We start from the raw sequence: 21,853 nt of genomic DNA, 5'->3' as shown, positions 1-21,853 counted from the left end.
CTTGCACACGCCGCCCGCTGTCTACAAGCTGTGTTTCATCCGCTTAACGTCTACCCAAGGAAGAAGGCAATTCCATGAAGATACTTGTTACCGGAGGCGCTGGCTTCATCGGCTCCGCCCTCATCCGACACCTCATCGAGAACACTGATCATGACGTGCTCAATTTTGACAAACTGACCTACGCGGGCAATCTTGAATCGCTGCAAAGCATCGTGACCAACACCCGCTACGAATTCGTTCAGGCCGACATCATTGACCAAGTCAAAGTGCTGTCTGTACTGAATCGCTTTAAACCGGATGCAATCATGCATTTGGCGGCTGAATCCCACGTCGACCGTTCTATTGATGGTCCGTCGGAGTTCATTCAGACCAACATCGTCGGCACCTACAGCCTGCTTGAGGCCACTCGGTCTTACTGGAGCAAGCTGTCTGAAGCCGAACGTGCAGCGTTTCGCTTCCATCATATTTCCACCGATGAAGTGTACGGCGACCTGCACGGTGTCGACGATCTGTTCACCGAAACCACGCCCTACGCACCCAGCTCGCCCTATTCGGCCAGTAAAGCGGCGTCCGACCACTTGGTTCGAGCCTGGCACCGCACCTATGGCTTGCCAGTGGTAATTACCAACTGCTCCAACAACTATGGCCCGTTCCATTTTCCAGAAAAGCTGATTCCACTGGTCATCCTCAACGCCTTGGCCGGAAAACCGCTGCCGGTGTACGGCAATGGCCTGCAAGTGCGTGACTGGTTGTTCGTTGAAGACCACGCCCGTGCACTGTTCAAAGTGGTGACCGAAGGTGCGGTTGGCGAGACCTACAACATTGGTGGTCACAATGAGCAGAAAAATATCGATGTGGTGCGTGGCATCTGCGCGCTGCTGGAAGAGCTCGCGCCGGAGCGCCCTGCTGGCGTGGCCCATTTCGCTGACTTGATCACGTACGTGACCGACCGGCCGGGCCACGACATGCGCTACGCCATCGACGCCGGAAAGATTGAGCGCGAGCTAGGCTGGACCCCGGAAGAAAGCTTCGAATCAGGTCTGCGTAAAACCGTGCAATGGTATTTGGATAACCTAGAATGGTGCCGCAGAGTTCAAGACGGCAGCTATCAAGGTGAACGACTGGGCTTCACTGACCTCAAGGATCTAATCGCATGATGAAGGGCATCGTACTGGCAGGAGGTTCAGGCACGCGCCTGCACCCCATCACCCTCGGCGTATCCAAACAGCTGTTGCCGGTTTATGACAAACCCATGATCTATTATCCGATTTCGGTGCTGATGCTGGCTGGCATCCGCGAAATTCTGGTCATTTCTACCCCGGCGGACTTACCGCAGTATCGCAACTTGCTGGGTGATGGCAGCCAGTTTGGCGTGCATTTTCACTACGCTGAACAGCCTAAGCCTGAGGGCTTGGCCCAAGCCTTCTTGATCGGCGAAGAATTCATTGGCACAGATCCGGTTTGCCTGATCCTGGGCGACAATATCTTCCACGGCGCGCATTTCAGCGAGCAATTGCAGAGCGCCGCCGAGCACCCTGAAGGCGCGACAGTCTTCGGTTATTGGGTCAAAGATCCCGAGCGTTTCGGTGTGGTCAATTTCGATGAACAGGGCCGCGCGCTGTCCATCGAAGAGAAACCGAAACACCCTAAATCCGCCTACGCGGTCACGGGTCTGTATTTTTATGACAACAGCGTCATCAAGATTGCCAAAGCGGTAAAACCGTCGCCACGCGGCGAGCTGGAAATCACCGACATCAACAACGCTTACCTCGAACGTGGCGACTTGCGCGTCAAGCGTTTCGGTCGGGGCTTTGCGTGGCTGGATACCGGCACCCATGACAGCCTGCTGGAAGCCTCGCAATATGTTCAAACCATTGAGCACCGCCAAGGTCTTAAGGTTGCCTGCCTGGAAGAAATTGCTTACCAGAACGGCTGGATAGACCGCGAACATTTGCTTGAACGTGCCGACGCTTTTGGCAAAACCGGCTACGGCCAGTACTTGTTCAAGCTTGCTGAGGAACCGCAATGAATGTAGTCGCCACTGAGTTACCCGGCGTCCTGATTCTTGAACCCAAGGTATTTGGTGACGAGCGCGGTTTTTTCTATGAAAGCTTCAACGCACGAGCGTTCGAAGAAGACACGGGTGTAAAAGCCGAGTTCGTTCAGGACAATCATTCACGCTCGCAAAAAGGCGTGCTGCGAGGGCTGCACTATCAGTTAGAGCACACCCAAGGAAAACTGGTGCGAGTAACTGCTGGGGAAGTGCTCGACGTTGCAGTGGACATACGCCGCAGCTCGCCTAACTTCGGACGCTGGGCGACGGTTCTGCTTTCAGCAGAGAACAACCGCCAGCTCTGGATTCCCGAAGGCTTTGCCCATGGGTTTGTGGTGCTAAGTGATCACGCCGAGTTCCTTTACAAAACCACTGATTATTACCAACCGAGCAGCGAGCGGTGTATCCGTTGGGATGATCCTGACTTAGGGATTGATTGGAAGCTCTCCAGCGCCCCAACCTTGTCGGCCAAGGATCAATTGGGCAAGAGCCTGAAAGACGCGGACGTATTCCCATGAATACGTCTTCGTTAGAACCGTTAAGAATTCTAATCAGTGGTCAGCACGGCCAAGTCTCAAGTGAATTGCAAAAAAGCCTCGTCGGTCTTGGCGAATTGCGGATCTTGGGTCGCGATCAGTTGGACTTGGGCCATCCCGAAACCATCCGCGCGCAGGTAAACGCTTGGCGTCCAGACCTGATCATTAACGCCGCCGCCCATACGGCGGTCGATCAGGCTGAAAGCGAGCCGGAGCTGGCATTCGCCATCAACGGCACCGCCCCCGGCGTTTTCGCTGAAGAAGCGAAAAAGCTCGGCATACCGCTGATTCACTACTCCACTGACTACGTGTTCGACGGCAAAAAAGCCTCGCCCTATACCGAACAGGATGTGCCCGATCCGCTGGGCGTTTACGGCAAAAGCAAGCTGGTCGGTGAGCACGCCATCGCAGCCGTCGGTGGTGAGCATCTGATCCTGCGCACCAGCTGGGTGTATTCGCTGCACGGACGTAACTTCCTGCTGACCATGCAACGCCTGATGCAAGAGCGTGCGGAGCTGCGCGTTGTGGCCGATCAGATCGGGGCACCGACTTGGGCGGGCACCATCGCCCACAGCACACGGTTGTTGATTGATCGTTGGCGTGATGGAAACGCCGGCGCTTGGGGCACCTATCACCTGACAGCGGCTGGCGAAACGTCTTGGTTCGGGTTTGCCCAAGCGATTGGCGAGCAGTTAATCGCGCAAGGCAAACCGTGCGCAACGCTGGAACCGATTCCCACTAGCGCGTATCCAACCCCCGCCCAGCGCCCCCAAAACTCTCGCCTCGATTGCAGCCTTTTACAGCGTGAATGGCAGGTATCGATGCCCGATTGGCACGGCGCGATGCTGGAGTGCTTAGCGGGCCAACGCTAAGGCAAATAAGGCAAATAAGGCGAGGCGACGAAACCTGAAGCCGATGGATGGGTTCACTGCCTAAATCCGATTATCTTACGACTGTAATTTATAGTTAAACCTGTGATTGATTATAAATCGCTGTCCAACCGCTTCTAATTTTTCGCTAAGCCTTCAAACGCTGCCGATCCTCTCGCGGACACCTTACAAACCGCCCTTTATAGCTGCGGGTAAAATAAGACGGCGATTCGAAGCCGCAGGCGATGCTGATTTCTAGCACGCTCATGTTGGTTTGGCGTAGCAGTTGGCGGGCTTTTTCCAGGCGCAGGCCGAGGTAGAAGTTGCTTGGCGTGTCGTTCAAATGCAGCCGGAACAACCGCTCCAACTGCCGACGGGTGACTTGAATCCCTTCGGCCAACTGCAAGGTGCTGAGCGGCGGTTCAGTGTGAGTTTCCATTTCACCGATGACCTGCACCAGCTTCTTGTTATTGACGCCGAAGCGCGTCGCGATCTGCATGCGTTGGTGGTCTTTGCGCGGGCGAATGCGGCCGAGCACGAATTGTTCTGACACTTTGATCGCCAGCTCCGGCCCGTGGGCTTGGCCAATGAGGTCGAGCATCATGTCGATGGACGCTGTGCCGCCCGCCGAAGTAATGCGGCGCCGGTCGATTTCGAACAATTCCTGAGTCACCACCAGCTGTGGATACGATTCTTTGAACGCGTCCAACGCCTCCCAATGCAGGGTCAGGCGATGGCCGTCAAGCAGCCCCGCTTGGGCCAGGACAAAACTGCCGGTGTCGATGGCGCCCAAACTCACGCCGTCGTGATCGAGTCGGCGCAGCCAGTGTTCCAACGCGGGCGTACAACACTGCAGCGGTTCGAACCCTGCGACCACCCAGAGCGTTGCGCCCTTTTTCAGCGGTTCAAGCGCAGCGTCGGCGTTGACCGACATGCCGTTGCTTGCGATCACCGCTCCGCCATCGATGCTCAGCACATGCCAGCGGTACAACTCGCCACCAAAACGATTGGCCACCCGCAGCGGTTCAACGGCCGAAACAAAGCCCATGATCGAGAATCCGGGCATGAGCAAAAAGTAGTAATCCTGTGACATCGGGCGCACTCATCGGGGCAGCGTAAATACCACATACGCCCGTTGGCTCAGGACAGCAAGAGGACAGGTCGCTGCTGTGCAAGAGTGAGTCGCTGCTGTGCGTTTTTGCGGGGCCATGGCTGCGTAACGTGGCCTCACTGCGCGCAAAGACGCCGGGCCATCCCTATAACAACAATCTGCCGAGGAAAACCACAATGAAACGACTGATCAGCACCTGTTTGCTGGCGCTCACTAGCAGCACCTTCATCGCCGGCAGTGCCCTTGCAGCAGATGCGCCCGAATGCCAAAACGTACGTCTTGGGGTGGTTAACTGGACCGACGTCATGGCCACCAGCAACATGACCCAAGTGTTGCTCGACGGCCTGGGCTACAAGACCAAGCAGACCAGCGCCTCACAACAAATCATTTTTGCCGGTATCCGCGACCAGCGTCTGGACATGTTCCTGGGCTACTGGGACCCGATAATGAACCAGACCATTAGCCCGTTTGTGAAAGCTAATCAAATCCGCGTACTGCCTTCACCGAGCCTTAAAGACGCCCGCGCTACATTGGCGGTGCCGACTTATTTGGCCGACAAGGGCCTGAAAACCTTCGCCGACATCGCTAAATTCAAGAAAGAGCTGGGCGGAAAAATCTACGGGATTGAGCCCGGTTCAGGCGCCAACACCCAGATCAAGGAAATGATCGCCAAGAACCAATTCGGGCTTGGTGACTTCCAGCTGGTTGAATCAGGCGAAGCGGGAATGCTGTCAGCGGTCACCCGCGCGGTGAACCGCAACGAAGCTATTGTCTTCTTCGGCTGGGCGCCGCACCCAATGAACGTTAACCAGAAGATGACCTACCTGACCGGTAGCGAAAACGCATTAGGCCCGAACGAAGGCGAAGCCAAGGTCTGGACCGTGACCGCGCCGGACTACGCCCAACGCTGCCCGAACGTCAACAAACTGCTGACTAATCTGACGTTCACCGCCGAAGACGAGAGCCGGATGATGCAACCGCTACTCGACCACAAAGACGCCACAGCGTCGGCCAAACAGTGGCTCAAAGATCACCCACAAGACCTGCAACGCTGGCTCGCCGGGGTGACCACTTTTGACGGCAAAGACGCTGCCGCCAATGTGCAACTGACCAGCAACCCTTGATCTGATCCTGTTTTACCGAACCGCAGCCGCCTTGGTGGCTGCGGATCGGGCAATAACATCCTCAAACTTTTAAAACCGCCTGTAAGGAACTCTCAAATGAACCATGACGTCATCATCACCTGCGCACTCACCGGTGCTGGCGACACGACCGGGAGAAGCCACCTTGTCCCGATCACCCCGAAACAAATCGCTGCCGCTGCAGTTGAAGCCGCCAAAGCCGGTGCAACCGTGGTTCATTGCCATGTGCGCGACCCGGAAACCGGCAAGTTCAGCCGCGACGTAGCGCTGTACCGCGAAGTGATGGAGCGCATTCGCGAAGCCGACATCGACATCATCGTCAACCTCACGGCGGGCATGGGCGGCGACCTGGAAATCGGCGCTGGCGAAAACCCGATGGAGTTTGGCCCGAACACCGATTTGATTGGTCCCCTAGCCCGTCTGGCGCACGTTGAAGCGCTGCTACCGGAAATTTGCACCCTCGATTGCGGCACCCTTAACTTCGGCGATGGCGACACGATTTACGTCTCCACCCCAGCCCAATTACGCGCTGGCGCCAAACGCATTCAAGAGCTGGGCGTGAAAGCCGAGCTGGAAATTTTCGACACCGGTCACCTGTGGTTCGCCAAGCAGATGATCAAGGAAGGTCTGCTGGATAACCCGCTGTTCCAGCTGTGCCTAGGCATCCCATGGGGCGCACCGGCCGACACCACCACCATGAAAGCCATGGTCGATAACTTGCCGGAAAACGCCGTGTGGGCAGGCTTTGGGATTGGCCGCATGCAAATGCCGATGGCGGCCCAAGCGGTGTTGCTCGGCGGCAACGTACGGGTCGGCCTGGAAGACAATATCTGGTTGGATCGCGGCGTACTGGCCAGCAACGGCGCATTGGTTGAGCGCGCATCCGAAATCCTCAGCCGCCTGGGCGCCCGGGTCATGACCCCGGCGCAAGGCCGCGTCAAAATGGGCCTGACCAAGCGCGGCTGATTATTTCGATAACGACCCAGACCCACTGCGGGAGCGAATTCATTCGCGAATAGGTCGGCACATTCAGCATCTTCAGTGCCGCAAAACCGATTCCCGAATGAATTCGGTCCCACAGGATGTTCACCATTCGAATACAGAATTCTTTCAGGAACATGACGATGACTTTTATCACCGACATCAAAACCTTTGCCGCCCTTGGCAGTGGCGTTATCGGCAGCGGCTGGGTTTCCCGGGCATTGGCCCACGGCTTGGACGTTGTGGCTTGGGACCCGGCGCCGGGCGCAGAAGCCGCATTGCGTAAGCGCGTGGCCAATGCCTGGCCCGCGTTGGAGAAAAATGGCTTGGCACAAGGCGCTTCGCAAGACCGTCTGCGCTTTGTCGCGACCATCGAAGCGTGCGTTCGTGATGCCGACTTCATTCAAGAAAGCGCGCCTGAACGTCTGGACCTGAAACTTGAGCTGCACGCCAAAATCAGTGCCGCAGCCAAACCCAACGCCTTGATCGGCTCTAGTACCTCCGGCCTGCTGCCGAGCGATTTCTACGAAGGCGCTACTCACCCCGAGCGCTGCGTCGTCGGTCATCCGTTCAACCCGGTTTACCTGCTACCGTTGGTTGAAGTAGTCGGCGGCAAACATACGTCGCCTGAAGCAGTGCAAGCTGCCATCACGGTTTATAAATCCTTGGGCATGCGCCCGCTGCACGTGCGCAAAGAAGTGCCGGGCTTCATTGCCGACCGTTTATTGGAAGCGCTGTGGCGTGAAGCCTTGCACCTGGTTAACGATGGCGTCGCCACCACTGGCGAGATCGATGATGCAATCCGGTTTGGAGCCGGTCTGCGCTGGTCGTTCATGGGTACGTTCCTGACCTACACGCTCGCAGGCGGCGATGCAGGGATGCGGCACTTCATGGCTCAATTCGGTCCGGCGTTGAAACTGCCATGGACCTATTTGCCCGCACCGGAACTGACCGACAAGCTGATCGACCATGTGGTCGACGGCACCAGCGAACAGCTCGGCGACCACAGCATCGCAGCCCTTGAACGCTACCGCGATGATTGCCTAATGGCGGTGCTAGAAGCGGTGAAAGTCACCAAAGCCAAGCACGGGATGGCGTTCAGCGACTAATGCAGACCGGGATAAATCATCCGACATTGCACTAACCCTGTGGGAGTCGGCTTGCCGACGAAGGCGGTGGATCAGGCTCCATCGAGTCAGCCATCGCTGGCAAGCCTGCTCCCACAGGTTTTGTGTTCTGTTCCAGACTGATGGGATTTGAACCATGCCGACACTCACCACCTACAAAACCCCGATCCTCGCCGATTGGGTCGATTACAACGGGCATCTGCGTGATGCGTTTTATCTGTTGATCTTCAGCTACGCCACCGATGCCTTCATGGATCATTTGGGTCTGGACAGCGATAACCGAGCAAACAGCGGCCACTCGTTATTCACGCTTGAGTGCCATCTGAATTATCTGCACGAGGTAAAGCTCGGGGAAGAGGTCGAAGTCCGCACGCAAATCGTCGGTCACGACCGTAAGCGCGTGCACCTTTATCACAGCCTGCACAAACCCGGCAGTGACGATGCGTTGGCCGCCAACGAACAAATGCTATTGCACGTGGAATTGGCGGGGCCACGTTCGGCGCCTTTCAGCGAATCAGCGCTCAAGACCCTGCACGCCATGGCCGAAGAACAGAAGGACTTGCCAACGCCGATCTGGATCGGCCGGGTCATCGCCCTTCCCGCTTAATTGCCCTGTAAGAGCCATAAAAAAACCCGCATCGCTGCGGGTTTTTTTTCAATCAACCAGAACTCAGTTGACCTTGGCCTTCAACTCACCAGCCGCGTAACGCTGGTACATCTTTTCCAGAGAGATGGGCTTGATTTTCGAGGCGTTGCCAGCGGTGCCGAACGCTTCGTAACGGGCGATGCAGATGTCGCGCATGGCAATGATGGTCGCGCCGAAGAATTTACGCGGGTCAAATTCGCTCGGGTTGGTGGCCATCAAACGACGGATCGCGCCGGTGGAGGCCAAACGCAGGTCGGTGTCGATGTTGACCTTGCGCACGCCGTATTTGATGCCTTCGACGATTTCTTCAACCGGTACGCCGTAGGTCTCTTTGATGTCGCCGCCGTATTCGTTGATGATTTTCAGCCACTCTTGCGGCACTGAAGACGAACCGTGCATGACCAGGTGAGTGTTCGGAATACGCGCGTGAATCGCCTTGATCCGATCAATCGCCAAGGTGTCGCCGGTAGGCGGTTTGGTGAACTTGTATGCGCCGTGGCTGGTACCGATGGCGATGGCCAGGGCATCGACCTGGGTCTTCTTCACGAAGTCAGCCGCTTCTTCCGGGTCGGTCAGCAGTTGGCTGTGATCAAGCACGCCTTCTGCGCCAACGCCGTCTTCTTCGCCCGCCATGCCGGTTTCCAGAGAACCCAGGCAACCCAACTCGCCTTCAACCGAAACACCACAGGCGTGAGCCATGGCCACGGTTTGCTGAGTCACGCGCACGTTGTACTCATAGTCCGTCGGGGTCTTGCCGTCTTCGGCCAGTGAGCCGTCCATCATTACCGAGCTGAAGCCCAGTTGGATGGAGCGTTGGCAGATGTCAGGGCTGGTGCCGTGGTCCTGGTGCATGACCACCGGGATGTGCGGGAATTCTTCGATTGCCGCGAGGATCAAATGACGCAGGAACGGAGCGCCTGCGTATTTACGCGCGCCGGCCGAAGCCTGAACGATCACCGGGGAATTGGTCTTGTCAGCCGCTTCCATAATGGCGCGCATCTGTTCCAGGTTGTTGACGTTGAAGGCGGGGACGCCGTAGCCGAATTCGGCCGCGTGGTCCAACATCTGGCGCATGCTGATAAGTGCCATTTTAGGTCTCTCTCCCGGTAGGGTCGTTAATTCGTGCGGGCCTGCCTGATCGGCGGCTGCGGTTCAATTTTTTGCGCATGTTACACGTAAGCGCACTTACTCGGTCCTCAAGCAACTGGCGCGCTTTAAAGCGCCTTGCAACCGCGACCGATCAAATCATTGGTGGCAACCCAGTAAACCAGGCCTTCATCACCCTTAATGTGAAACGCCAGCACTCCATCGCTGTATAGCTCACCTGAAGAGCCCGGCTCAGGCTTTAAACGATAGACCTTGTCACTGCCCAGCAGGCGAAGATCAATCTCACTTTTTGCACTGTCGGCATAATGCCAGAGCAACGCAGCCTTGCTGTCACACACCCAATTGGTCCAGGTGTCCGATTCAGGCGCTTTCGGGTTCATGCTGGCGCAACCGCCAAGTGCTGCAAGTGTCGCGAGGGCGATAAGGCCTTTCATTCCATCTCCTGGTCGCCCCATGAAGCCTGACAAATGCCAGTCACTTCGGTCGATCAGGGGCAATTCTGTTCTTGATTGCGATCATCGGTCGGCTCACCCGTGGCTTGCTCCTCGACCCGCTGATCATTTTGGGTCGTTGGGACGGTAACCTGCGCGGGCACTAAGACCTCGCAGGCCCGTGAGTGCGAGCCCGAACCGCTACAACCGGCCAATACCATACAACCGAACAGCGTGATGACAGCAACTTTCATGGCGAAACTCCTTCTTCTAAAAAGCAATCACTCCTACAAAGACCACCGCCAATCACCAACGTTGCTAACCCCGCCGTCAAACCCGTAAAAACGGGCGTTTAACGACATCCTGTCTCCGTTCCTCTAGGCGCAGCGTCGTATTTGTCCAGCGCTTCCTGACCGCCACGGGTGTAAATGATCGGCACCGTTTCCGCTTGCCAGCCAGCCTGGTAACAACTCATGTGCAACACTTTAGGCGCAACAGGAACCTCATCGGCCTCCGGTGCGCTGGCACAGCCGACCATTAGGCCGGTGATGATAAACAGCGGTAAACCCCTGACCATGTTGCTCCCCTCTACCAACGCTGATTTTTTCAGCCCTTGGCACGTTGCTCCAACATTTCAACGGCGGGCAGCACTTTACCTTCTACAAACTCAAGGAACGCGCCACCACCGGTAGAAATGTAGGAGATTTGATCTGCTATGCCGTATTTATCGATGGCCGCCAACGTGTCACCGCCGCCAGCGATGGAGAATGCCGAACTTTCAGCAATGGCCTTGGCCAGGGTTTTGGTGCCTTCACCGAACTGATCGAACTCGAACACGCCCACTGGGCCGTTCCACAGAATAGTCTTGGATGTCTTCAACAGCTCGGCAAAGTGCGCGGCAGTTTGCGGCCCAATGTCGAGAATCATGTCGTCATCGGCGACCTCACCCACCGGTTTCACCGTTGCCACTGCGCTTTCTGCGAACTGCTTGGCGACCACTACATCGGTGGGCAGCGGCACGCTGACCTTGGCAGCAATGGCACGCGCAGTGTCCAACAAGTCGGGCTCGTACAGCGATTTGCCCACGTTGTAACCGGCAGCCGCAAGGAAGGTGTTAGCAATCCCGCCACCGACGATCAGCTGATTGCAGATCGCGCTGAGGCTGTTGAGCACATCAAGCTTGGTGGAGACTTTGGAGCCGGCAACAATGGCCGCCATTGGTTGGGCCGGGGCGCTCAGGGCTTTGCCCAAGGCATCCAGCTCGGCGGCCAACAACGGACCGGCCGCTGCCACTTTGGCAAACTTCGCGACGCCGTGGGTCGAACCTTCGGCGCGGTGCGCGGTGCCAAAAGCGTCCATCACGAACACATCGCACAAGGCCGCGTATTTGCGCGCCAGCTCGTCGGTGTTTTTCTTCTCGCCCTTGTTAAAGCGCACGTTTTCGAACAGCACGATGTCGCCGGCCTTGATCTCGAAACCGTCCAGATAGTCAGCCACCAACGGTACTTCACGGCCCAAGGCTTTGCTCAGGTAATCAGCGACAGGCTTAAGACTGTTTTCAGCCGAAAATTCGCCTTCGGTTGGACGACCCAGGTGCGAGCAGACCATGACGGCGGCGCCCTTCTCCAGCGCCAACTTGATGGTCGGCAGAGAAGCCACGATTCGCGCGTCACTGGTTACCGCGCCGTCTTTCACCGGGACATTGAGGTCTTCGCGGATCAGTACACGCTTACCTTGCAGGTCGAGGTCGGTCATTTTCAACACGGTCATGAGGCAATCCCTGTTTTATTGTGGGTGATGCACAGCGCTCAGATAGTGATCCGCAACGTCGAGCATTCGATTGGCAAAACCCCATTCGTTATCGAACCAAGCCAGCAAATTCACCAGCCGGGGGCCGGAAACGCGGGTCTGGCTGGCATCGACAATGGCCGAATGGGGGTCATGGTTAAAATCACAACTGGCATGCGGCAGTTCGGTGTACGCCACCAGCCCTTTAAGCGGGCCGCTGGTAGCGGCCTCGCGCAGGATCCGGTTGATCTCGGTGGCATCGGTATCACGCGCGACTTGCATCGTTATATCGAGGCACGAGACGTTAACGGTCGGCACACGCACAGCTTTGGCCTGAATTCGCCCGGCAAGTTCCGGCAGCAGCCGTTCGATGCCGCGCGCCAGACCAGTGGACACCGGGATAATCGACTGAAACGCCGACCGCGTGCGCCGCAGGTCTTCGTGGTGATAGGCATCGATCACTGGCTGGTCATTCATCGCCGAATGAATCGTGGTGATCGTGATGTATTCCAGCCCGAGGGCCTGATCCAGTAAGCGCAGCAAGGGCACGCTGCAATTGGTGGTGCAGGAGGCCGCAGACACCAGCAATTCATTGCCGGTCAGTTTTTGCTGATTGATGCCGTAGACGATGGTGGCGTCGACATCCGCTTCGCTGGCCATCGGCTGTGAGAACAGCACGCGGGGCGCACCGGCATCGAGAAAACGCTGACCATCGGCGCGCGTGTGAAACGCGCCCGAGCATTCAAGCACCAGATCAACGCCCAGCCCGGCCCAGTCGATGCCTTCCGGAATCGCGCTGCGCAGGACTTTGATGCGGTGATCGTTGATGTGCAGGCGATCGCCTTCGACCCGCACTTCGCCTGGAAAGCGGCCGTGGGTGGAATCGAAGCGCGTGAGGTATTCGAGACTGGCCATGTCGGCCAGGTCGTTGATGGCAACCACTTGAAACCCAGCCTTCGCCCCTCGCTCACACAGCGCACGCAAGACACAGCGACCGATGCGACCGTAGCCGTTGAGAGCAACTTTGTAGAGGCGTGGTTGTGGCTGAGGCATGGGGATTCTCGCAGGCGGGTATTGGACCTGTGGGAGCAGGCTTGCCTGCGAATTAGACGACGCGATAAATCTGGGTGTATCGCATCAAGCTATTCGCAGGCAAGCCTGCTCCCACAGGTGTGTGGCGATGCCGTAAGACCGTGTTTAGTCTTCCAGCAGCTCTTCAGCCGTGCCCAGGATGTTTTCCAAGGTGAAGCCGAACTCCTCGAATAAGGCTGGCGCGGGCGCCGACTCGCCGAAGGTGGTCATGCCGATGACACGGCCTTCCAAGCCCACGTATTTGTACCAGTAGTCCGCGTGAGCCGCTTCGATGGCGATACGCGCGCTGACTTGCAGCGGCAGCACGGCTTGTTTGTACATGGCGTCCTGAGCTTCGAAGACGCTGGTGCACGGCATGGAAACCACGCGCACGTTGCGACCTTGGGCAGACAGTTGATCGTAAGCCTCCACCGCCAGACCCACTTCAGAACCGGTAGCAATCAAGATCAATTCCGGCTCGCCAACGCAATCGCGCAGCACGTAACCGCCACGGGCAATGTCTGCCAGCTGGGTTGCATCGCGGGATTGGTGGGTCAGGTTCTGACGGGAGAAGATCATTGCCGATGGCCCGTCGTTACGCTCAATGGCGTATTTCCAGGCCACTGCCGTTTCAACGGCATCGGCTGGGCGCCAAGTGTCGAGGTTTGGCGTGGTGCGCAGGCTGGTCAATTGCTCGATTGGCTGGTGCGTCGGGCCGTCTTCGCCCAGACCGATAGAGTCGTGGGTGAACACGTAAATCACTCGCTTCTTCATTAACGACGACATACGCACCGCGTTACGGGCGTATTCCATGAAGATCAGGAAGGTAGCGCCGTATGGAACGAAACCGCCGTGCAGCGCGATGCCGTTCATCATGGCGCCCATGCCGAACTCGCGTACGCCGTAATGCAGGTAGTTACCGTTGGCGTCTTCGCCGGTGATGCTCTTGCAGCCTTTCCAGATGGTCAGGTTGGAACCGGCCAGGTCAGCCGAACCGCCGAGGAACTCAGGCAGCAACGGGCCCAGCGCGTTCAATGCATTCTGGCTGGCTTTACGGCTGGCGATGGTCTCGCCCTTGGCGTTGACTTCAGCGATGTAAGCAGCGGACTTCTCGGCAAAATCAGCCGGCAACTCACCGCTCATGCGACGAATCAGTTCATTGGCCAATTCAGGGAAGGCGCCAGCATAGGCAGCGAACCGCTGATCCCACTCGGCTTCAACCGCCAAGCCGGATTCCTTGGCGCTCCATTCGGCATAGATTTCAGCCGGAATTTCGAAAGGACCGTAGTTCCATTTCAGCGCGGCGCGGGTCAAGGCGATTTCTTCGGCACCCAGTGGAGCACCGTGGCAATCTTCCTTGCCTTGCTTGTTTGGCGAACCGAAACCGATGGTGGTCTTGCAGCAGATCAGCGTTGGCTGAGCGCTTTTACGAGCGGTTTCGATAGCGATCTTGATTTCATCAGCATCGTGACCGTCGACGTTACGGATCACTTGCCAGTTGTAGGCTTCGAAACGCTTTGGCGTGTCGTCGGTGAACCAGCCTTCAACTTCGCCATCAATCGAGATGCCGTTGTCATCGTAGAACGCGATCAGCTTGCCCAGGCCCAAGGTACCGGCCAACGAGCTGACTTCGTGGGAAATACCTTCCATCATGCAGCCATCACCCAAGAACACGTAGGTGTGGTGATCAACGATGTCGTGGCCCGGACGGTTGAACTGTTCGGCCAGCACTTTTTCGGCGAGGGCAAAACCAACGGCGTTAGCCAGACCTTGGCCCAGTGGACCGGTGGTGGTTTCAACGCCAGGGGTGTAGCCATATTCCGGATGGCCCGGTGTACGGCTGTGCAGTTGACGGAAATTCTTCAGGTCATCAATCGAGAGGTCATAACCGGTCAGGTGCAGCAGCGAGTAAACCAGCATCGAACCGTGGCCGTTGGACATGATGAAGCGGTCACGGTCGGCGAACGACGGGTTGCTCGGGTTGTGCTTGAGGAAGTCACGCCAAAGCACTTCGGCGATATCCGCCATGCCCATAGGGGCACCGGGATGGCCGCTGTTGGCTTTTTGCACGGCATCCATGCTTAGGGCACGAATGGCATTGGCACGCTCACGACGGCTGGGCATCGCTGATCTCCTGGGGCTGAAAAGAATGGGATCGGAAAAAGGTGAGCATTTTCCCTCACGCACTGCCTGGGGGCAATGACAGAACGTGCTTTTCCTGTAATTCAGCCCTTCTGTCGGGCTTCGCGGCTCTCTAAAGGCGCGGCGTGGCGAAAGGCTAGTCGTGAATCGCCTTCTATCGACCAATATCAAAACTTTTTGATATAGCACTTGCGAGCTGAACGGTCGCTCTCTAGACTGCCAGCCCTATGAACTTACGCGTGCCTGCCATTCGCCATGAATACAGTGACGACCTGGCCGCCTTGTGCAAAGCCGGGGGCGATCCGCTGCGACTCAATGTGCTGCGAGCCCTGGCCAACGATTCATTCGGTGTTCTGGAGCTGGCGCAAATTTTTGCCATCGGCCAATCCGGCATGAGCCACCATTTAAAGGTGCTGTCTCAAGCGGAGCTGGTGGCCACGCGCCGCGAAGGCAATGCGATTTACTACCGCCGCGCCCTGCCCCACATCGGTCTCCCGGGCGGCAGGTTGCACGCGGCGTTGCTCGACGAAGCTGACGATTTGACCTTGCCGGGCGAAGTCCAGGCGCGTATCAGTTTGGTGCACCGACAACGCGCCGCCGCCAGTCAGGATTTCTTTGCCCGGGTCGCAGAAAAGTTTCGCGCCCAGCAGGACTTGATTGCCGGCTTGCCTCAGTACCGCGACAGCCTGTTGTCTCTGTTGGACAAACTCAGCTTTGGCAGCGATGCCACCGCGGTTGAAGTCGGTCCCGGTGACGGCGGATTCTTGCCCGAGCTGGCGCGGCGTTTTCGCCATGTCACCGCACTGGATAACAGTCCGGCGATGCTGGAGCTGGCCCGTCAAGTGTGCGAGCGCGAGGCACTGGGCAATGTCGAGTTACAGCTGGCCGACGCCTTGGGCAACGCCGATGTTCGCGCCGATTGCGTGGTACTGAATATGGTACTTCACCATTTCGCCGCGCCAGCCGAAGCCCTTAAACAATTGGCCCATCTGGTGAAACCAGGCGGTAGCTTGTTAGTGACAGAGTTGTGTAGCCACAACCAGAGTTGGGCCAAGGAGGCCTGCGGCGATCTCTGGTTGGGCTTTGAACAGGATGATCTGGCCCGTTGGGCCATCGCTGCGGGACTGGTTCCCGGGGAAAGCCTCTATGTAGGCCTACGTAATGGTTTCCAGATTCAGGTTCGCCACTTTCAGCGACCGACTGGAAACACTCACAATCGGTACAATTCAGGAAATCCGTCGAGATGAGCGAATACTCCCTTTTCACCTCCGAATCCGTGTCTGAAGGGCATCCGGACAAAATTGCTGACCAGATCTCCGATGCGGTTCTGGACGCCATTATTGCCGAAGACAAGTTTGCCCGCGTGGCCTGCGAGACACTGGTGAAAACCGGCGTAGCGATCATTGCTGGTGAAGTGACCACTTCTGCTTGGGTCGACCTCGAAGACATCGTCCGCAACGTGATTCTCGATATCGGCTATAACAGCTCCGATGTCGGCTTCGACGGCGCGACGTGCGGCGTGATGAACATCATTGGCAAGCAGTCTCCTGACATCAACCAAGGCGTTGACCGTGCCAAGCCAGAAGATCAGGGCGCTGGCGACCAGGGCCTGATGTTTGGCTATGCCAGCAACGAAACCGACGAGCTGATGCCTGCGCCCATCGCGTTTTCGCACCAATTGGTCAAGTGCCAGGCCGAAGCCCGTAAATCTGGCCTACTGCCTTGGCTGCGCCCGGACGCCAAATCCCAGGTTACCTGCCGCTATGAAAACGGCATCGTGGTCGGGATTGACGCGGTAGTACTGTCGACTCAGCACAACCCAGAAGTGTCCTACGCCGATCTGCGCGAAGGCGTGATGGAACTGATCGTCAAGCACGCGCTGCCTGCTCACCTGCTACACAAAGACACCCAGTACCACATCAACCCGACTGGCCAGTTCATCATTGGCGGACCAGTGGGTGACTGCGGTCTGACCGGTCGCAAGATCATCGTCGACAGCTACGGCGGCATGGCCCGTCACGGCGGCGGCGCATTCTCCGGTAAGGACCCATCCAAGGTTGACCGTTCGGCAGCCTATGCGGGCCGTTATGTAGCGAAGAATATCGTTGCGGGTGGTTTGGCCGAGCGTTGCGAGATTCAGGTTTCCTACGCCATTGGTGTTGCTCAACCGACGTCGATCTCGTTGAACACCTTCGGCACCGGCAAGATCAGCGACGACAAGATCGTTAAACTGGTCCGCGAGCATTTCGACCTGCGCCCTTACGCGATCACCACCATGCTCGACCTGCTGCACCCGATGTATCAGGAAACCGCAGCGTACGGCCACTTTGGTCGCACGCCGGAAACCAAAACCGTGGGCAACGACACGTTCACCACGTTCACTTGGGAAAAAACCGACCGCGCTGACGCCCTGCGCGCGGCTGCCGGTTTGTAATACTCGATAAAAAGCCCCAGTCGACGCGAGTTGGCTGGGGCTTTTTTGTGTCTGGGACATGACTTCATCTGTGTGGCCTGATGATGTTTAGGGTGCGCAAAAGATTTCTCCGTAAAACCCCGTAACCACTCAAACCCCCACCACTGAGCCCCAGCAGCTAGCCTCCCCAGCACCCTTTTAAGCAAGGATGCTTCGATGCTGCGTTTATTTGCCGGCTGCCTGCTCACCCTCACCTGCCTGACCGCCAACGCCACTCCTTGCCCGGACTGGGCCGCCACCAAAGCCGAAAACGAGATTTCCACCCTGCAGCAACAGATTCGCCAGTGGGACGACAGCTATCACCGCCTTGGCGTTTCGTTGGTACCCGATGAACTTTACGACCAATCTCAAGCACGCCTGGCTCGGTGGCGAACGTGCTTTACCCTCGCGTCCACCTCCGATCACGATCCGCTTAAAACCGCAGGCGGACCGACCACGCACCCGATCCCGCACACAGGCCTGAATAAGCTGCCCACCGAAAGCGCCGTGCAAAGCTGGCTGATGAACCGCAAGGATGTGTGGATTCAGCCAAAAGTCGACGGTGTGGCGGTCACGCTGATCTATGAGAAAGGCGAACTCAAGCAAGCGATCAGTCGCGGCAATGGACTCAAGGGGCAGGACTGGACCCAACACGCACGGCTGATGCCTGCAATACCAAACCATCTACCGATTCCGAAAGACGTAGTGCTGCAAGGCGAGTTGTACTGGCGTTTGCACGATCATGTGCAAGCCAAGGCTGGCAGCCTGAATGCGCGAAGCAAAGTCGCCGGGCTGATGGCGCGCACCACCATCAAGGACGCAGAAGCGCAGAATGTGGGCCTGTTCGTTTGGGATTGGCCAAACGGCCCCGCGTCGTTGCCCGACCGATTGGCCGGACTAACCGCCATGGGTTTGGGCGACAGTGCAGCCTTTAGCCAGCCGCTGAACAATTTTGACCAAGCAAAAGCCTGGCGCGAGCATTGGTACCGCACGGCACTGCCGTTCGCCAGCGATGGTGTAGTGATGCGCCAAAGTCATCGGCCACCCGCACAACGCTGGCAGGCCAAGGCGCCTTACTGGATCGCAGCCTGGAAATATCCCTATGCTCAAGCCTTGGCGCAAGTGCGTAAGGTTAATTTCACTATCGGACGAAGCGGTCGAATTACCCCCGTGCTGGACCTCGAACCCGTCAAGCTGGACGACCGACAGATCAAACGCATCAGCATCGGCTCACTGCAACGCTGGAAGCAAATGGACATACGCCCCGGCGATCAAATCTCGATCAGCCTCGCGGGATTAACCATTCCGCGCCTGGACAGCGTGATCTCACGCAACACTGATCGTGCAGCACTTAACGTTCCCCTGGCGGCCGACTATCACCCCCTGAGTTGCTGGCAGCCAACCCTCGGCTGTGAAAGCCAGTTTCAAGCCCGATTGGCCTGGCTTAGCGGCAAGAACGGGTTGGCACTTACTGGTGTTGGCCCTGGGACCTGGAACTCGCTGCTCGCCGCCAAACGAATCGATGGCTTGCTCGACTGGATGACACTTGATGCGACAGAGCTTGTTAACATTCCCGGCTTTGGTGAGCGCAGCAGCGCTAAACTGCTCGCCAGTCTTCAGAGTGCCCGGCAACAGCCGTTTCATCGCTGGCTCAAAGCACTCGGTCTACCGCCCACCGCCAGCGTTGATCTCGGCAACCAATGGAGCCAGTTGGCGACGAGAACCACTGACCAATGGCAAGCTGAGCCAGGCATCGGTCCGGGGCGGGCTGCGCAGCTCACTGCTTTTTTCAACGACCCGCACGTCCAGGCATTGAGTGAACAATTGCGAAATCATGGGATTGACGGCTTTTAGGCCAATTGCTTTTTTAGGGATATTTCCAAGGGAGTTCATATGAAACGCTTGTCACCGCTGCTCCTATTCGCCGCGTGCAGCTTGTTGGCTGTGCCCGTATTGGCCGCCGACGCGCCGCCACTGAACGGTTGCGCCGCCAAGCGTCAGGCCATCAGTACTCAGATTGAACAGGCCAAAGCCAACGGCAATAGCGCTCAGCAAGCCGGGCTGGAAAAAGCATTAAGCGAAGCTACCGCTAACTGCACCGACGCCTCGCTTCTCAAACAGCTTGAAACAAGAGTGTTGGACGCCAAACACGAAGTGGCCCGTCGTCAGTCAGATTTGGACCGTGCGATGAGCAAGGGCGACCCGGACAAAATCAATACACGCAAAGACAAGCTCGCCCAAGCCCGCCAGGAATTGAAGGACGCCCATGCGGAGCTGGAGAAGATTGAGCCGGATGACGATTGATCCCGTTTGCCGCAACCATAGGAGCCAACGTGTTGGCGAAGCGGCGTACCCGTCACACCGCGGGTTTGCCCGCCAACATGTTGGTTCTAAGGGGATTGATGTGGATCTTAGTGATCGCGAAACTCTTTATGGCACGCCTCGCAGGCGTCCTGCACTTTCTGCACCGCAGGATTGAGGTTGCTGGCGCTGAAGGGCTTGGCATTGGTGGCGATTACCAACTCACCGGTTGCTGATTCAAGCGAGCGAGCCAATTGTTGAAAGCGTGCCTGTTTCTCCCAAACGTCATTCTTGGCGCTGCTGTGCGACGACTCTTCCTTGACCGAAGGGAAATGCTTCCATGGCTCATGGGACAGACTGTCGAGCTTGATCGCGCCGTCGGTGAACAGCTGACCATCAAATACGACGCGTCCTTTGAGCATGCCACTCAGGTTTTCGCTGGTCTTCAACATCTGTTTGAAGATCGCCTTGCGCTGGCCCAACGGTGAGTTCGGATCAACACCACCGCAAGCGCTCAATGTCAGGCAGGCCAGCAATACTACGGAAAGTCTTTTCAAGGTTATGACGGCTTCAGCTAGGGAAACGGTCGCCAGTATCCTCGGCTCATCGCCAAAGGCCAAGCGCACCGTTGCCGCAGTCGGCTCGTCATTTAGGCTGAAATAAAGAAAAGCGCAGCAACGATTCCCATGCCGATGGCCCAGAACAATGACCGCAAGGGCGCCCAATCAGCCAGATAACAAATGATGTACAGCAGACGACTGGTGATGAATAACACCGCCAGCACATTGATCGTCACCATCTGCGCGTGCCCGACGTACTGCGAAATGATCACTGCTGCCGCAAACGCTGGCGTAACTTCAAAGCTGTTTCGTTGCGCAGAATCCGCACGCTTGGCGAAACCTTGTAAGTTCTCTAAAAATGCGCGCGGGTCGTGGTTCTGCCGAGCGCCAAATTGGCCGCCGCTGAATTTGGCGACGCCTGTGCATAAATACGGCAGGAATATCGCAATAAATACGCACCAGAAAGCAACGGTCATGAGTCCATCCTTATAGTTTTAATTTCATTAAAAGCATCCCAGACAACACTAGCCCACAGGCTATGAGTCGGGGCCGACCAAAAGGTTCTTTCAGGTAACGCATGCCTAACAGCACCACCAACACCACGCTGACTTCGCGCAGGGCTGCCGCCTCCGCCACCGAACCAATTTGCATGGCCCATAGCACCAGGGCGTAACTGAACAACACGCACAACCCGACGCTTAACCCCAACCGCCATTGCTCACGCCAAAACGCAGTAAACGCAGAGCGCTTGTTGCACACCGCCAGCACTGGAAAAGGCCAAGCACTGATCAACGTCAACCACACCAGATAATCCAGCGCACCGGCGCCGCGCTTGAGTGCTTGGCCATCGATCCAGGTGTAGCAACCGATGCACAGACCAATCAAGCCAACCACCGGCAGCATCGACCAAGGCAACCGTTCGCCACCGCCACCGTGCCACAGCAAGCAAACCATGCCGCACGGAATCAGCAAGATGCCGAGGATTTGTTGGGCGCTCAGTTGCTCCCCCGCAAAGAGCAGCGTTAACCCCAACACCACCAACGGCGACAGCCCGCGCATCAACGGATAGACCAAGCCCAAATCTCCGACCCGGTACGCCCTGATTAACAGAGCCCGATAAACCAGCTCGAACGCCGCTGAGGCCAGCAGCCACGGCCAGACCTCAAGGGGGGGTGGGGTAACAAAAGCCACCATCAACACAGCGAACACCAGCCCCACAGCGTCCATGCTGGCGATGACCAGAAGGCGCTCGCCGCTGAACTTGATCAAGGTATTCCAGGTGGCATGCAGCACTGCCGCAATTAACACTAGAGCCGTTGCCAGCACTGGGGCTTCCTTGTTAAACAGGGTTATAGAAAAGCGTCCGCTGAGGATTCGATTCGCCATATTTCAGTTGCTGCATATACTAACCACTATTACGCCGTACCCAGTTGCGCACTCAAACTATTCTAATAAGCCTGCGTTTATGCACTCGTCGATCACCTGATCGAGTGAGCCGGTCGCATGCGTGTGCTTGCTCAGGCGTCAAGGTTACAC

The 21,853-nt window shown here is 57.3% G+C and carries 23 protein-coding genes; 12 read left to right on the top strand and 11 right to left on the bottom strand.

Going from position 1 to position 21,853, the window contains the following annotated elements; all coding sequences use genetic code 11:
- Positions 1 to 74 precede the first annotated feature (74 nt).
- Genes rfbB through rfbD form a run of 4 tightly spaced genes read left to right on the top strand, consistent with a single transcriptional unit; the run spans position 75 to position 3,461 of the window.
- Complete coding sequence (gene rfbB / locus RHM59_RS18420) at positions 75 to 1,157, top strand: dTDP-glucose 4,6-dehydratase (RefSeq protein WP_322184606.1); 1,083 nt, start codon at positions 75 to 77, stop codon at positions 1,155 to 1,157.
- Positions 1,154 to 2,029 (top strand): glucose-1-phosphate thymidylyltransferase RfbA, encoded by an 876-nt coding sequence (gene rfbA, locus RHM59_RS18415; protein ID WP_322285158.1) that lies wholly within the window; start codon positions 1,154 to 1,156, stop codon positions 2,027 to 2,029. The genes rfbB and rfbA overlap by 4 nt, the downstream gene beginning before the upstream one ends.
- A complete protein-coding gene (rfbC, locus tag RHM59_RS18410) occupies positions 2,026 to 2,571 on the top strand; it encodes a dTDP-4-dehydrorhamnose 3,5-epimerase (RefSeq protein WP_322166519.1) in 546 nt (181 codons plus the stop codon). The genes rfbA and rfbC overlap by 4 nt, the downstream gene beginning before the upstream one ends.
- The gene (gene rfbD, locus RHM59_RS18405; RefSeq protein WP_322285157.1) at positions 2,568 to 3,461 is read left to right on the top strand and encodes a dTDP-4-dehydrorhamnose reductase; all 894 of its coding nucleotides are present in this window, start codon (positions 2,568 to 2,570) and stop codon (positions 3,459 to 3,461) included. Before rfbC ends, rfbD begins: the two co-directional genes overlap by 4 nt.
- Before the next feature lie 145 nt (positions 3,462 to 3,606).
- On the opposite strand, the gene RHM59_RS18400 is transcribed toward rfbD, so the two are convergent.
- Positions 3,607 to 4,551 carry a GlxA family transcriptional regulator gene (locus RHM59_RS18400; protein ID WP_322285156.1) on the bottom strand — a complete coding sequence of 315 codons (945 nt, stop codon included), beginning with the start codon at positions 4,549 to 4,551 and terminating at the stop codon, positions 3,607 to 3,609.
- 194 nt (positions 4,552 to 4,745) lie between these two features.
- Between RHM59_RS18400 and choX the strand changes: the two genes are divergently transcribed.
- The 4 genes from choX to RHM59_RS18380 all read left to right on the top strand — a co-directional run bounded on the left by choX (position 4,746) and on the right by RHM59_RS18380 (position 8,426).
- Positions 4,746 to 5,693: a choline ABC transporter substrate-binding protein gene (choX, locus tag RHM59_RS18395; protein WP_322166522.1), complete on the top strand. Its 948-nt coding sequence runs from the start codon at positions 4,746 to 4,748 to the stop codon at positions 5,691 to 5,693.
- A gap of 96 nt (positions 5,694 to 5,789) precedes the next feature.
- Positions 5,790 to 6,677, top strand: coding sequence for a 3-keto-5-aminohexanoate cleavage protein (locus RHM59_RS18390; RefSeq protein WP_322166523.1), 888 nt, complete (start codon positions 5,790 to 5,792; stop codon positions 6,675 to 6,677).
- Positions 6,678 to 6,835: 158 nt separating this feature from the next.
- Positions 6,836 to 7,801, top strand: coding sequence for an L-carnitine dehydrogenase (locus RHM59_RS18385; protein ID WP_322285155.1), 966 nt, complete (start codon positions 6,836 to 6,838; stop codon positions 7,799 to 7,801).
- Between the two features lie 154 nt (positions 7,802 to 7,955).
- A complete protein-coding gene (locus RHM59_RS18380; protein ID WP_322166525.1) occupies positions 7,956 to 8,426 on the top strand; it encodes a thioesterase family protein in 471 nt (156 codons plus the stop codon).
- A 63-nt stretch (positions 8,427 to 8,489) separates the two neighbouring features.
- On the opposite strand, the gene fba is transcribed toward RHM59_RS18380, so the two are convergent.
- The 7 genes from fba to tkt form a co-directional block, all read right to left on the bottom strand.
- Positions 8,490 to 9,554 (bottom strand): class II fructose-bisphosphate aldolase, encoded by a 1,065-nt coding sequence (fba, locus tag RHM59_RS18375; protein WP_299828244.1) that lies wholly within the window; start codon positions 9,552 to 9,554, stop codon positions 8,490 to 8,492.
- A gap of 125 nt (positions 9,555 to 9,679) precedes the next feature.
- Positions 9,680 to 10,006, bottom strand: a complete 327-nt coding sequence (locus RHM59_RS18370; RefSeq protein WP_322166526.1) for an MliC family protein — start codon at positions 10,004 to 10,006, stop codon at positions 9,680 to 9,682.
- 53 nt (positions 10,007 to 10,059) lie between these two features.
- Positions 10,060 to 10,257, bottom strand: coding sequence for a hypothetical protein (locus tag RHM59_RS18365; RefSeq protein WP_322166527.1), 198 nt, complete (start codon positions 10,255 to 10,257; stop codon positions 10,060 to 10,062).
- Positions 10,258 to 10,355: 98 nt separating this feature from the next.
- Complete coding sequence (locus RHM59_RS18360; protein WP_322166528.1) at positions 10,356 to 10,580, bottom strand: hypothetical protein; 225 nt, start codon at positions 10,578 to 10,580, stop codon at positions 10,356 to 10,358.
- A 29-nt stretch (positions 10,581 to 10,609) separates the two neighbouring features.
- Entirely contained in the window at positions 10,610 to 11,773 is a 1,164-nt protein-coding gene (locus RHM59_RS18355; RefSeq protein ID WP_322166529.1) for a phosphoglycerate kinase, read from the bottom strand.
- Between the two features lie 15 nt (positions 11,774 to 11,788).
- Positions 11,789 to 12,844 carry an erythrose-4-phosphate dehydrogenase gene (gene epd / locus RHM59_RS18350; protein WP_322166530.1) on the bottom strand — a complete coding sequence of 352 codons (1,056 nt, stop codon included), beginning with the start codon at positions 12,842 to 12,844 and terminating at the stop codon, positions 11,789 to 11,791.
- A 144-nt stretch (positions 12,845 to 12,988) separates the two neighbouring features.
- Positions 12,989 to 14,986: a transketolase gene (gene tkt / locus RHM59_RS18345; RefSeq protein WP_322166531.1), complete on the bottom strand. Its 1,998-nt coding sequence runs from the start codon at positions 14,984 to 14,986 to the stop codon at positions 12,989 to 12,991.
- Positions 14,987 to 15,231: 245 nt separating this feature from the next.
- On the opposite strand from tkt, the gene RHM59_RS18340 reads away from it, so the two are divergent.
- The 4 genes from RHM59_RS18340 to RHM59_RS18325 all read left to right on the top strand — a co-directional run bounded on the left by RHM59_RS18340 (position 15,232) and on the right by RHM59_RS18325 (position 19,760).
- Positions 15,232 to 16,251 carry a metalloregulator ArsR/SmtB family transcription factor gene (locus RHM59_RS18340; RefSeq protein ID WP_322166532.1) on the top strand — a complete coding sequence of 340 codons (1,020 nt, stop codon included), beginning with the start codon at positions 15,232 to 15,234 and terminating at the stop codon, positions 16,249 to 16,251.
- Positions 16,248 to 17,438, top strand: coding sequence for a methionine adenosyltransferase (gene metK / locus RHM59_RS18335; RefSeq protein WP_322285154.1), 1,191 nt, complete (start codon positions 16,248 to 16,250; stop codon positions 17,436 to 17,438). Before RHM59_RS18340 ends, metK begins: the two co-directional genes overlap by 4 nt.
- A gap of 195 nt (positions 17,439 to 17,633) precedes the next feature.
- Positions 17,634 to 19,310: an NAD-dependent DNA ligase LigB gene (ligB, locus tag RHM59_RS18330; RefSeq protein ID WP_322285153.1), complete on the top strand. Its 1,677-nt coding sequence runs from the start codon at positions 17,634 to 17,636 to the stop codon at positions 19,308 to 19,310.
- A gap of 39 nt (positions 19,311 to 19,349) precedes the next feature.
- Entirely contained in the window at positions 19,350 to 19,760 is a 411-nt protein-coding gene (locus RHM59_RS18325; protein ID WP_322184600.1) for a DUF1090 domain-containing protein, read from the top strand.
- Between the two features lie 107 nt (positions 19,761 to 19,867).
- Here the strand turns inward: RHM59_RS18325 and RHM59_RS18320 are convergent, their stop codons facing one another.
- From RHM59_RS18320 to RHM59_RS18310, 3 genes are all read right to left on the bottom strand, one after another.
- Positions 19,868 to 20,320 (bottom strand): cytochrome c, encoded by a 453-nt coding sequence (locus RHM59_RS18320; protein ID WP_322171254.1) that lies wholly within the window; start codon positions 20,318 to 20,320, stop codon positions 19,868 to 19,870.
- Between the two features lie 86 nt (positions 20,321 to 20,406).
- Positions 20,407 to 20,793 (bottom strand): MAPEG family protein, encoded by a 387-nt coding sequence (locus RHM59_RS18315; protein ID WP_322166537.1) that lies wholly within the window; start codon positions 20,791 to 20,793, stop codon positions 20,407 to 20,409.
- A 10-nt stretch (positions 20,794 to 20,803) separates the two neighbouring features.
- Positions 20,804 to 21,643: a DMT family transporter gene (locus RHM59_RS18310; RefSeq protein WP_322171257.1), complete on the bottom strand. Its 840-nt coding sequence runs from the start codon at positions 21,641 to 21,643 to the stop codon at positions 20,804 to 20,806.
- Positions 21,644 to 21,853 lie beyond the last annotated feature (210 nt).

The sequence above is a fragment of the Pseudomonas sp. MH10 genome (genome assembly GCF_034353045.1).
Lineage (GTDB): Bacteria > Pseudomonadota > Gammaproteobacteria > Pseudomonadales > Pseudomonadaceae > Aquipseudomonas.
The sequence above is the reverse complement of the archived record's forward strand: the minus strand, read 5'-3'. Positions and strand labels throughout refer to the sequence as shown.

Excerpts from the sequence above, each read along its gene's own strand:
- rfbB (WP_322184606.1), top strand. The coding sequence starts at position 75 with ATGAAGATACTTGTTACCGGAGGCGCTGGCTTCATCGGCTCCGCCCTC.
- rfbA (WP_322285158.1), top strand. The coding sequence starts at position 1,154 with ATGATGAAGGGCATCGTACTGGCAGGAGGTTCAGGCACGCGCCTGCAC.
- rfbC (WP_322166519.1), top strand. The coding sequence starts at position 2,026 with ATGAATGTAGTCGCCACTGAGTTACCCGGCGTCCTGATTCTTGAACCC.
- rfbD (WP_322285157.1), top strand. The coding sequence starts at position 2,568 with ATGAATACGTCTTCGTTAGAACCGTTAAGAATTCTAATCAGTGGTCAG.
- RHM59_RS18400 (WP_322285156.1), bottom strand. The coding sequence starts at position 4,551 with ATGTCACAGGATTACTACTTTTTGCTCATGCCCGGATTCTCGATCATG.
- choX (WP_322166522.1), top strand. The coding sequence starts at position 4,746 with ATGAAACGACTGATCAGCACCTGTTTGCTGGCGCTCACTAGCAGCACC.
- RHM59_RS18390 (WP_322166523.1), top strand. The coding sequence starts at position 5,790 with ATGAACCATGACGTCATCATCACCTGCGCACTCACCGGTGCTGGCGAC.
- RHM59_RS18385 (WP_322285155.1), top strand. The coding sequence starts at position 6,836 with ATGACTTTTATCACCGACATCAAAACCTTTGCCGCCCTTGGCAGTGGC.
- RHM59_RS18380 (WP_322166525.1), top strand. The coding sequence starts at position 7,956 with ATGCCGACACTCACCACCTACAAAACCCCGATCCTCGCCGATTGGGTC.
- fba (WP_299828244.1), bottom strand. The coding sequence starts at position 9,554 with ATGGCACTTATCAGCATGCGCCAGATGTTGGACCACGCGGCCGAATTC.
- RHM59_RS18370 (WP_322166526.1), bottom strand. The coding sequence starts at position 10,006 with ATGAAAGGCCTTATCGCCCTCGCGACACTTGCAGCACTTGGCGGTTGC.
- RHM59_RS18365 (WP_322166527.1), bottom strand. The coding sequence starts at position 10,257 with ATGAAAGTTGCTGTCATCACGCTGTTCGGTTGTATGGTATTGGCCGGT.
- RHM59_RS18360 (WP_322166528.1), bottom strand. The coding sequence starts at position 10,580 with ATGGTCAGGGGTTTACCGCTGTTTATCATCACCGGCCTAATGGTCGGC.
- RHM59_RS18355 (WP_322166529.1), bottom strand. The coding sequence starts at position 11,773 with ATGACCGTGTTGAAAATGACCGACCTCGACCTGCAAGGTAAGCGTGTA.
- epd (WP_322166530.1), bottom strand. The coding sequence starts at position 12,844 with ATGCCTCAGCCACAACCACGCCTCTACAAAGTTGCTCTCAACGGCTAC.
- tkt (WP_322166531.1), bottom strand. The coding sequence starts at position 14,986 with ATGCCCAGCCGTCGTGAGCGTGCCAATGCCATTCGTGCCCTAAGCATG.
- RHM59_RS18340 (WP_322166532.1), top strand. The coding sequence starts at position 15,232 with ATGAACTTACGCGTGCCTGCCATTCGCCATGAATACAGTGACGACCTG.
- metK (WP_322285154.1), top strand. The coding sequence starts at position 16,248 with ATGAGCGAATACTCCCTTTTCACCTCCGAATCCGTGTCTGAAGGGCAT.
- ligB (WP_322285153.1), top strand. The coding sequence starts at position 17,634 with ATGCTGCGTTTATTTGCCGGCTGCCTGCTCACCCTCACCTGCCTGACC.
- RHM59_RS18325 (WP_322184600.1), top strand. The coding sequence starts at position 19,350 with ATGAAACGCTTGTCACCGCTGCTCCTATTCGCCGCGTGCAGCTTGTTG.
- RHM59_RS18315 (WP_322166537.1), bottom strand. The coding sequence starts at position 20,793 with ATGACCGTTGCTTTCTGGTGCGTATTTATTGCGATATTCCTGCCGTAT.